The 528-nt window shown below is 66.7% G+C and carries 1 protein-coding gene; it reads right to left on the bottom strand.

Translation table 11 applies throughout. The features are described from left to right. Positions 1-528 (bottom strand): M16 family metallopeptidase (locus tag B2790_RS10025; protein WP_414708581.1); only part of this gene is annotated, 528 nt, incomplete at both ends.

A 528-nucleotide genomic window follows, 5' to 3' on the forward strand; every position in this document is an offset into this window, starting at 1 on the left:
AGTCGCGGTCGTAGACCAGGCCGGCTATGACCTGGGCGCGTACGCGCTCCAGCTCTTCGGCGCTGGGTGGGGTGGTCTTGAGCTCATCCAGCAGCTGCCAGACGCCTTTCTCGACATCGGCGAGGGTTTTCTGCTTCTGCACGTTCGGCGTGGCCGAGATCAGGAACAGGCTGTCGCCGCGGGTGAAGGCGTTGTAGCTGGAAGAAGCACCGGCCACCAGCTCCTGGCCACGTTCCAGGCGTGCCGGCATGCGGGCGCTGTAGCCGCCGTCGAGCAGCGCCGAGATCAGGCGCAGGGCATGCACCGTACGCGGGTCCTTGGCGGTGGACAGGCCAGGTACGTTGAAACCGTAGATCAGGCTCGGCAACTGGGTGCGTACGTGCAGGGTCAGCTGGCGCTGGCCTGGTTCGGCCAGTTCGAGCGGCAACTTGGCCGGCGGCACGGCACGCTTGGGGATGCTGCCGAAGTACTTCTGCGCCAGGCCCTTGACCTCATCGGCGGTGACATCGCCGACCACCACCAGGGTGG

The organism is Pseudomonas sp. UBA6753 (genome assembly GCF_002453565.1).
Taxonomy (GTDB): domain Bacteria; phylum Pseudomonadota; class Gammaproteobacteria; order Pseudomonadales; family Pseudomonadaceae; genus Aquipseudomonas; species Aquipseudomonas putida_Z.